Origin of the sequence: Ferroglobus sp., assembly GCF_015521575.1 — an archaeon.
Lineage (GTDB): Archaea > Halobacteriota > Archaeoglobi > Archaeoglobales > Archaeoglobaceae > Ferroglobus.
The window spans coordinates 1-8,960 of sequence record NZ_WANY01000199.1 but is presented as its reverse complement, the minus strand read 5'-3'; the positions used below and the strand labels follow the sequence as shown (position 1 = coordinate 8,960).

The 8,960-nt window shown below is 46.3% G+C and carries 10 protein-coding genes; 6 read left to right on the top strand and 4 right to left on the bottom strand.

Features of this window, described 5'->3' with window-relative positions; translation table 11 throughout:
- Positions 1 to 218, bottom strand: a 218-nt coding sequence (locus F7C14_RS07875) for a BlaI/MecI/CopY family transcriptional regulator (RefSeq protein WP_290901634.1), incomplete at its 3' end; no start/stop codon positions are given.
- A 147-nt stretch (positions 219 to 365) separates the two neighbouring features.
- Here F7C14_RS07875 and F7C14_RS07870 point away from each other — a divergent pair.
- Genes F7C14_RS07870 through F7C14_RS07845 form a run of 6 tightly spaced genes read left to right on the top strand, consistent with a single transcriptional unit; the run spans position 366 to position 6,020 of the window.
- Positions 366 to 1,916: a multiheme c-type cytochrome gene (locus tag F7C14_RS07870; protein WP_290901631.1), complete on the top strand. Its 1,551-nt coding sequence runs from the start codon at positions 366 to 368 to the stop codon at positions 1,914 to 1,916.
- Between the two features lie 35 nt (positions 1,917 to 1,951).
- Positions 1,952 to 2,416 (top strand): multiheme c-type cytochrome, encoded by a 465-nt coding sequence (locus tag F7C14_RS07865; protein ID WP_290901628.1) that lies wholly within the window; start codon positions 1,952 to 1,954, stop codon positions 2,414 to 2,416.
- A 1-nt stretch (position 2,417) separates the two neighbouring features.
- Positions 2,418 to 3,176 carry a 4Fe-4S dicluster domain-containing protein gene (locus tag F7C14_RS07860; protein WP_290901626.1) on the top strand — a complete coding sequence of 253 codons (759 nt, stop codon included), beginning with the start codon at positions 2,418 to 2,420 and terminating at the stop codon, positions 3,174 to 3,176.
- On the top strand, positions 3,176 to 4,357 hold the full coding sequence (nrfD, locus tag F7C14_RS07855) for an NrfD/PsrC family molybdoenzyme membrane anchor subunit (protein WP_290901624.1): 1,182 nt from the start codon (positions 3,176 to 3,178) through the stop codon (positions 4,355 to 4,357). The genes F7C14_RS07860 and nrfD overlap by 1 nt, the downstream gene beginning before the upstream one ends.
- A gap of 43 nt (positions 4,358 to 4,400) precedes the next feature.
- Positions 4,401 to 5,249 carry a DUF166 domain-containing protein gene (locus tag F7C14_RS07850; protein ID WP_290901621.1) on the top strand — a complete coding sequence of 283 codons (849 nt, stop codon included), beginning with the start codon at positions 4,401 to 4,403 and terminating at the stop codon, positions 5,247 to 5,249.
- A gap of 30 nt (positions 5,250 to 5,279) precedes the next feature.
- On the top strand, positions 5,280 to 6,020 hold the full coding sequence (locus F7C14_RS07845) for an alpha/beta hydrolase (RefSeq protein WP_290901618.1): 741 nt from the start codon (positions 5,280 to 5,282) through the stop codon (positions 6,018 to 6,020).
- Here F7C14_RS07845 and lonB read toward each other — a convergent pair.
- The 3 genes from lonB to F7C14_RS07830 form a co-directional block, all read right to left on the bottom strand.
- On the bottom strand, positions 6,003 to 7,859 hold the full coding sequence (gene lonB / locus F7C14_RS07840; protein WP_290901616.1) for an ATP-dependent protease LonB: 1,857 nt from the start codon (positions 7,857 to 7,859) through the stop codon (positions 6,003 to 6,005). The two genes, F7C14_RS07845 and lonB, sit on opposite strands and share 18 nt — an antisense overlap.
- Positions 7,860 to 7,880: 21 nt before the next feature.
- Positions 7,881 to 8,414 (bottom strand): HD domain-containing protein, encoded by a 534-nt coding sequence (locus tag F7C14_RS07835; RefSeq protein ID WP_290901614.1) that lies wholly within the window; start codon positions 8,412 to 8,414, stop codon positions 7,881 to 7,883.
- Positions 8,395 to 8,960 (bottom strand): DUF554 domain-containing protein (locus F7C14_RS07830; protein WP_290901612.1); only part of this gene is annotated, 566 nt, incomplete at its 5' end. The genes F7C14_RS07835 and F7C14_RS07830, both read right to left, overlap by 20 nt.

Here is an 8,960-nt window from a genome sequence, read left to right as displayed (position 1 = left end):
TCTATACGATATATGTACTTAACACCCCTTCTCCCCCTCGACCTCACAGCCCTCTTTTCCACGATCCCAAGCTTGTTTAGTTTCTTGAGAATCGAAGAAACGGTCGTGTACGGAATATTCTCCTCTTTTAAATTCTTCCAAACGTCTTTAGCGCTTGCCTCCCCTAATTTTCTAACGATTTCGAGCACTTTTAGCTCCTTATCTTTTAAAGGCAGCACGTTATGAAATTTGTCATGATTGTTAATATAACTTTTTTCCCTTATTTGTTAGCCTAACGAGGTATTTCCGATAAACGTCGTATTAAACTTTTCGATTTCCGAAATTTTTCGTAAATTTTAAATACGTCACTCACTTCAATATATAACATGAAAGTCTCCGGGAAAATTGTTGTGCTGTTTTTTGCTGCAGCAGTTCTACTGTTTCCAGCGACTGCAGAAGAGCTCTGTATAGCCTGCCACTACAAACAAACACCGAACATAGTCAAGGACTGGGAAAAGAGCAAACACGGAAAATACGGAGTTACTTGCAGCGTCTGTCACGAAGCTAAGGAAGGAGAGTTCGGCTTAGAGCACCACGGATACAAAGTTTCCCCAGTCGTTTCTCCGAAAAAGTGTGCCGAATGCCACAAGTATGAGTACGAGACGTTCTCGAAGAGCAAACACGCTTTTGCAGCCGTCAATGGACCGTTGTCACCTTGGTGGAAAGCAATGCTGGAAAAGGGCTTAAATCCGCTTGATCCAGAAACAGCTAAGCAAAATCCGCCGAGAGAGTTTGTAAGAAACGTCACAACTCCGCTCTTCCCAACTGGAGGGGTGCTTAAGAAAATTGGTTTACTCGACGATCTCAACAGAGAAAACCAGGTTCTCGGATGTATGGAGTGTCATGGAAGCTATGTCTATTACGACGGAGAAAAGCTGCAAGGCTGGCCGAACCTCGGAATTGGAAGAGTGAACCCAGACGGTAGCTTAGGAAGTTGTTCTTCCTGCCATTCTCCGCACAAGTTCAGCATAAAGGAAGCGAGAATGCCAGAAACTTGCGGTAAGTGCCACCTCGGACCGGATCACCCACAGATAGAACAGTACTTAAAGAACACGTACCACGGTGTAAGATACAAAGCCGAGTCAAAGAACTGGAACTGGGAAGCTCGACCGTGGAAAGTGGGGGTTGATTTCTCAGCCCCGACTTGCAGCGTTTGCCACATGGGCGGAATTGCCGACGCTTCAGGAAAGGTGATAGTCCCGAGCACCCACGATGTTGGTGCGATGCTGAAGTGGGAAACGCAAGGACCGTTTAACTTCTACCAGAGCAGCAATCCAAACAAGGTAATCGGCTTCACACCAGACAAAGAGCTTGCTGAACAGAACAGAGAGAGGATGAAGAAGATTTGTCAAGCTTGCCACAGTCCAAGGTGGGTTGATCAGTACTTTGAGAGCTACGAGAAGGTGCTCGAAGACTACAACAAGACCGCAAAGTACGCCAAGAGCTTGCTCGATAAGATGTACGAAGAGGGACTGATCGATCCCAGCAACAAGCTTGACGAGTTCCCAGAGCAGATGTGGTACTATATCTGGCACCACGACGGAAGAATATGGAGATTCGGAGCGGCGATGATGTCTCCCGACTACGCTCACTGGGAGGGAGCTGTCGAAAGCATCCTCGACCACCTTGCAAGAATGATAGACTGGTACGAAACCCAGAAGAAGCTGAGAGGAGAAACTCCAAAGCTTTCGACAATGGAAGAGAACAGTGAGGTAGGAGTCGCAAAAGAGAGCGTGGAAGAGAAGACTGTCAGAGCCGAAAAGGCTGAAAGTTCAGCAAGCGAAACAGCTAACTTCAAAGCTGTGGAGCTAACAGCAGGAAGCGTAGCTTTGCTTGCAGCCCTTGCGATAGCAGGAAAGATCAGAAGACGATCCTAAACCAATTTTTTAATTATTTTTGAGGGAGCGGAGCCATGAAAGTGACATGGAGAATTCTTCTGCTCTACATAGCCGGCATTTTGATATTCTTTGCCGCAAGAGCCGTCTTTGTCCCACCGAGCTTCGGTGAATTGGGGCACTACAGGGCAGATTCGATTGAAGAGATCGCGAAAATTCAAACTAAGGTAGGGGAAAATTTTGAGTGCTTTAATTGCCACGTGAACGAGTACGTTTCTTGGAGCGTTGGAAAACATAAGGGAATAAGCTGCATGAGTTGCCACGGATTGCTTAAGGCTCACGCGGAGAATCCGGAAAAACATGAGGCTAAAGATGATATTCTCGGCTACAACGCCTATCCGAGCGTAACGGAGTTCTGTATGAGCTGCCACGCAAAAAGTCCCTCAAAGCCAAAGAACTTTCCTCAAGTAACGATCGAGCACGGAAGGGAGAAAAACTGGAACTGCACGAAGTGTCACGATCCTCACGACCCGGTGAGGTGATATGAACAGGAGAAAATTCCTCCTCGCTTCTTCATCCGTTTTAGCAAATTTAGTCGGCGTTAGCTTGGCGAAATTGAACGAAGGTAAGAAAGAGAACGAACAAAAGAGCGGTCATCCGGGATACATATTCGTTGTGGACACAAGAAAGTGCATAGGCTGCGGGAGGTGCGTTAGAGCCTGTAAAGTAGAAAACGATGTCCCTCTGGAACCATACTACTTCAGAACTTGGGTGGAAAGATACGTATGGTTAAAGGGAGAGGAAGAGCCAAAAGTCGACTCGCCAAACGGTGGTTTTGACGGTTTCCCGGAAATCTACGATGAGAAAGAAGTCGTGAAGAGTTATTTCGTTCCAAAGCTCTGCAATCAGTGTAAAGAACCTCCGTGCGTTCAAGTCTGTCCGGTTGGAGCGACATACAAAACTCCAGACGGGGTTGTTTTGGTTGATGAGAAGTACTGCATAGGCTGCAGATATTGCATCCAAGCCTGCCCCTACGGAGCTCGATATTTGTATCCCTTCGACGGTCCGAGAGAGAGCAGAAGAGGCACTGCCGACAAATGTACGTGGTGCTACCACAGAATAACGAAGGGCTTGCTGCCAGCGTGCGTATTAGCGTGTCCGACTCAAGCGAGAAGATTCGGAAGAGCTGATGACGAGAGGCTCCTCAAACTGATAGAGGAAAATCCCGTTTCCGTTCTCAAGCCAGAACAAGGGACGAAGCCAAGAGTGTTCTACATAGGCATCGATTCGGAGGTGAGGTGATGAGCGAAATACTTCAAGAGGCTTTAAAGCTTGTAGAGGGATTCATCTACCCAAACGAGGTCGAAATTTACTGGAGCGTACTCATAGCGGTATATCCCTACATCACAGGATTGGTTGCTGGAGCTTTCATAGTAGCCTCCCTCGAAAGAATTTTCAACGTAAAGGAAGTGAAGCCAACCTACAGACTTTCGCTTCTTACAGCCCTCGCTTTCCTACTCACTGCACCGCTACCCCTCATAGCTCACTTAGGGCATCCGGAAAGGGCTTTCGAAATTATGTTCACGCCCAACACCTCCTCAGCCATGGCAATGTTCGGCTTCGTTTACGCTTGGTATTTGCTCGTGGTCTTACTGATAGAGATATACTTCGACTACAGAAGAGACATCGTTGAGTGGGCTAAGACTAAAAAGGGACTCAGAGGAATCATATACAAAATTCTAACCCTCGGTGATTACGACGTAAGCGAACAAGCCGTAAAAAGAGACGAAAAGATCGTGAACGTCATTACGATCATAGGGTTGCCTTCCGCAGCATTCCTCCACGGCTACGTGGGATTCATCTTTGGAAGCGTGAAAGCCAATCCTTGGTGGAGCTCACCATTGATGCCGATAATCTTCCTGTTTTCAGCGATGGTCTCCGGAATTGCTTTGGTTCTTGTCATCTACGTTTTGGGCAGCTACCTACGGGGAAGCAAGCCAGATGAGAAGTGTGTAGACAAGCTTGCCAGCTATCTGCTCTACTCCTACATCCTCGACCTCGGTTTGGAGTTCATGGAAATCGGTCACATATTCTACACGAGAGAAGAAGGGTTCGAAGCGATAGTGAGGCTCATTAACGAGAAGATATTCTTCAGCTTCGTCATCGTTCAAATGGTGCTTGGCGCAATAGTTCCAGTGATTCTCATAGTGCTGGCAAAGAGCTTCAAATCTCTCAAGAGGAGAGTGCCGGTGTACACCCTCGCATCCCTTCTAACCTTGGTGGGAGTTTTCGCAATGAGGTGGAATGTCGTCATAGGGGGACAGATACTTTCGAAAACCTTCAGAGGTTTCAGCTACTACATAATGCCCCTTTTCGGAGCGGAAAGTGCCTCCATAGCGATGGCGATAATGGCAGTGCCGTTCATAATCCTTTACATACTCGTGAAAGTGCTGCCGCCTTGGGAGGAAAAAGTTCCCTCATAATTTTTTAGAAAACTCTTTTTATTCTTTCCTCTTTTCTACTTCCATGAAGTTCTCTTCGGACTTAAAACTGATAGTTCTCTACCACGGAAACTTCGGGGAGAAATTTGTAGCAAATCTCATGAACTATCGAAACTCCTGCCCGTCCTTTGGAGCTTGCGGAATCGACAGCTGCGTTCAGTGTAAGGATGAAGTTTACAGCTTTTCCAAAAACATCTTGGCGACCTACGCGATGATAGATCCGTTGAACATGCCTGATTTTATTGAAAATGCCGAAGATTTTCTGCCGAAGAAGTTTCCAGAAGCAGATCTGGCTGTGGCTATAAACATGCATCCGGACGTTTTACTTGCTTTGCCGGAAAAACTCAGCGAATTTGGAATAAAAGCTCTGATAGTCCCTATAGAAGAGCCAAGATGGGGTACTCCCGGACTCGTCAGGCAGCTGAAAGAAAAATGCGAAGATCTCAAGTTGGAATTTGCAGCTCCTAAACCGTTTTGTTCGCTGTACGAGACAAAGCTGCCCACTATAAGAAGATTTTTCGAAGAAATGGCAATGGGGTATCCCAAGTTCAGAATAGAAATTAGCGAAGAGAACGGCTACAAGAAGATTGAGGAAGTTGAAGTTCTGAGGAGTCACCCCTGCGGATGTGCATGGTTCGTAGGGATAAGACTAAGAGAGTTCAGCTTTTCGACAATGAGAGAGCTCTGGGACAGAGTTTCCGAAGCCCACCACAGCTATCCTTGCACCGCAAGCATGGACAAGGATTTGGAGTACAACGAAACTCTTTTGCATGTCGCCGGCTATATAACAAGGCATGCCGTTGATAAGGCTGTAGGTTACGAAGGTGAGGAAGAAATTCCCGAACACATCAGAAGCGTTGTGATAAAAGAGTAACCTTATATTTTCCAAATTCTTTCTTCGAACATGGAGATTGAAGTAAACGGAAAGAAAATTTTTCTGAGAAGTGAAAAGGACGGAGACTTTTTCTTTATACACGGAGCCGGATGCACATCGGAGATCTGGAAGAAACAGCTAAGAGAAGTCGGTGGTTTTGCTATAGACCTTCCGAATCACGGGCAAAGCGAAGATTTCGAAATAAACTCGGTAGAGGACTACGCAAAGGTCGTGAAAGATGTCATTGAGAAGCTCAACAAAGAGTTTATAGTTGTCGGCCATTCGATGGGTGGAGCAATTGCTCAAGCTTTGGCCAAAAGCAATGGTGTTAAAGGACTCGTTTTGCTCTCCACCGGAGCCAAGCTTAAGGTGAATCCAAAGCTCCTTGAAGGTTTGAGAAACAACTTCGAGGGAATGGTTGAAAAACTCGTCGGCTGGATGTTTTCGAAAAGCTACGAAGGGAAGAGAGACAGAGAGTTCGTGAAAAACATGATACTCGGCTGCGGAAAAGATGTAGTTGTCAAAGATTTCGAAATCTGCGACAAATTCGACTACACTCAAGACTACGAAGCCGGATTGAAATTTAACTGCGAAGTGCTAATTGCTGTCGGAAGCGATGATGTTATGACGCCAGTGGAGAACTCGGAATACCTGCGAGATAAGTTAAATGCGAAAATAGCGGTGATAAACAACTCCGGACACATGGTAATGCTCGAAAAGTGGAAGGAGTTAAATAAAATACTAAAAGAGTTTTCAGAGAGCTTCAGCTGAAACGTAAAGCTTTTCGAGTAGCTTATCTTTTTCTTTCGAGTCAAGTAAAGCGTGTTCTAAGACTTCCTCTATCCTCGTCACCGGGATTATTTCTATCCTTCCCTCGTGCTCAGCGTCAAGCAGAACATCGTCAAGATTGTCCTTCGGAATTATTACCTTCTTCAAACCGGCTTGAATAGCTGCTTCGATTTTCTGAGTGACACCTCCAACTGGCAGAACTTCTCCTTTGACGGACAAGCTTCCCGTCATCGCTATATCTTGTCTCACTGGAATTTTCTCAAGAGCCGAAATTACCGCTGTTGCTATGCTTATGCTTGCCGAATCTCCTTCAACTCCCTCGTAAGTTCCAACGAACTGTATGTGAACATCGTAGTTGGAGATGTCCCTTCCCATAATCTTCTTAATTATCGCTGAAACGTTCCAGACAGCTTCCTTAGCAATCTCCTGCAATCTTCCCGTAGCGATAACCCTACCCTCTTCCTTGCTCAAAGCCGGAGTGACTTCGGCTATAATCGGAAGGACGATGCCAGCTGATTCGCCTATCACAGCCAATCCGTTAACTCTCCCAATTTCCGCTCCTTCCGTGACGAACAGCTTGTAATCTCTCCTCCTCTCTATATACTTATCTGCAAGCTGCTCTTCAACAGACTTTGCGATCCTCTTAGCTCTTAACACATGCTCCGCTCTAACGACGCTTGCCCCTTCGCTTAACGCAATATCTCCAGCAGTTCTTACCAATCCTCCAAGTTCTCTCAGTCTTAAAGTTAGATGCCCTCTCCTTCCGGCTCTCTTCTTAGCCTCCTTTATTATCTCAGCCACCGCATACTTGTCAAAGTGGGGAATCTTTCCGTCTCTCCTCACTTCCTGAGCAACGAATCTCACAAGCTTCCTCCTGTTTTCCGGAGTGTCGGGCATTGTGTCGTTCATGTAAATCTCGTAGCCGTATCCCTTGATTCTGCTCCTCAAAGCCGGATGCATTCCCATGAGCGCATCTAAGTTACCAGCTGCGACCAAAATGAAATCGCATGGAACCGGCTCAGTTCTAACCATTGCTCCACTGCTTCTTTCGCTCTGCCCAGTAATCGGGAACTTCTTTTCCTGCATTGCCGTAAGTAGCTTCTGCTGAGACTCTATCGTCAGGGTGTTTATCTCGTCTATGTAGAGAACTCCCTTGTGAGCTCTGTGAATTGCCCCAGCCTCAACTCTCTCGTGAGCGGGAGTTTCAAGTCCTCCGCTCTGGAACGGATCATGCCTGACATCTCCGAACAAAGCTCCAGCGTGAGCGCCGGTGGCGTCTTCGAAGGGAGCCGTCTCCTTTCCGGCGTTGTTGACAAGCAGCTTGGGAACATTTCTCTCCTCTCTCGGAATCATGTACCTTGCGAGCATGAAAAGCATTATCGCCGCTATAATTCCCCAGAGCATTTGATTTTGAAGAGTCGCATAGGCTATGATGAAGAAGACAAGCATGAATAGAAACATGTTCCTTGCCTGAGCTTTTTTCATCGCCTCTTGCTTGTACGCCTCCACTATCTCCTTCCCCTTTCCTGCCGGAACTGTTCTTATCTTCGGCTGGTTGGGATCCTCCGGATTAGGGAAAACGAGGATGTCTTCAAGCTCTTCTTTAGGCAAAAGCTCAGCCATGGCTTTGGCTAACATCGACTTTCCTGTTCCCGGAGAGCCTATGAGAAGAACGTGTCTTCTTTGCACAGCAGCTTTCTTTATAGCCTCAACAGCGTGATCCTGCCCAATAACCTGATCTATCAGCTTCTGAGGTACCTCTATTTCCTCCGTTGTTTCAAATTCCAAACCGCCAAGAAGTTCTTTAATATCCTCGTTCATTCTTATAAATTGAGTAGAGTTTCATGCTTTAAATACGTTTTGGACTTCATTCAGCTCCTTCAGTATTTGCTTGTAAAACTGTAGCAAAAAGTTGTGTCTTTCCTCAGCAAGCTCTTTAGCGGTTTTCGTGTAAAGTAAGTCCTTCAGCTTGAGCAATTTCTCCTCGAAATGTCTCAAAGTCTCTTCAATACTCCTGCCTCTTTCTCCGGAGAACATAAAAGCCCTTGCAACTCCTACAGCTCCGATCGCATCGAGCTTGTCCGCATCACTCAACACTTTGGCTTCAAGAGTTTTCGGCTCAACTCCCGAAGAGAAAGAATGAGAAGCTATGCAATGGCAAACAGCCTCTATAAAATCCTCACCGTACCCCTCCTTTTCAAGGATTTCTCTTGCCATCTCAGCCCCTTTCAAAGCGTGATTTTCCTCATCCCTCGCTATGTCGTGAAGTTCTGCTGCCTTTTCAACAATTTCCACATTGGCTCCTTCCCTCTTAGCTATGAAAACCGCAAGCTTCTTCACCCTCTCGACGTGGTCTTCATAGTGCGGAATACACAAACACCCCCAGCGGAGCTATTACTAAAGCTGGGAGCATGTTGGCAGCTTTGAATCTGCTCAATCCAACAACGTTAAAGCCAATAGCCATCACGATTATACCTCCCGAAGCCGTAACCTCCGCGATTACCTCTTCCGTTAAATAACTCGCTATACTGCCAGCAAATAAGGTAATCGTTCCCTGATAAACTAAAATTGAAAGAGAGGAAAGAGCCACGCCAAGTCCGAAAACTGCCGACAGAAATAAAGCCGAGACCGTGTCAAGCATCGTTTTGGCGAGAATGATCGAAGCGTCTCCAGTTAACCCTTCCCTTATCGACCCAACAACAGCCATTGGTCCGACACTAAAGAGAATCGTGGCTGTAACGAATCCTTCGGCAAAAGTAAAACCCGAGAACTTCTTCTCAATTTTTGCCGCTAGAGTTTCCAATCCATCTTCTATTTTAATCGCCTCTCCAATAACCGTTCCTATAACAACGCTCGCAATTATCAAAACCGGATTTTTCGTCTCGAAAGCCATTTTCAATCCTATAAAGATTATCGTCAAAC

Bases quoted from the DNA above. Each gene is read 5' to 3' on its own strand.
- F7C14_RS07845 (WP_290901618.1), top strand. From the start codon at position 5,280: ATGGAGATTGAAGTAAACGGAAAGAAAATTTTTCTGAGAAGTGAAAAG.
- F7C14_RS07860 (WP_290901626.1), top strand. From the start codon at position 2,418: ATGAACAGGAGAAAATTCCTCCTCGCTTCTTCATCCGTTTTAGCAAAT.
- F7C14_RS07850 (WP_290901621.1), top strand. From the start codon at position 4,401: ATGAAGTTCTCTTCGGACTTAAAACTGATAGTTCTCTACCACGGAAAC.
- F7C14_RS07870 (WP_290901631.1), top strand. From the start codon at position 366: ATGAAAGTCTCCGGGAAAATTGTTGTGCTGTTTTTTGCTGCAGCAGTT.
- F7C14_RS07865 (WP_290901628.1), top strand. From the start codon at position 1,952: ATGAAAGTGACATGGAGAATTCTTCTGCTCTACATAGCCGGCATTTTG.
- lonB (WP_290901616.1), bottom strand. From the start codon at position 7,859: ATGAACGAGGATATTAAAGAACTTCTTGGCGGTTTGGAATTTGAAACA.
- nrfD (WP_290901624.1), top strand. From the start codon at position 3,176: ATGAGCGAAATACTTCAAGAGGCTTTAAAGCTTGTAGAGGGATTCATC.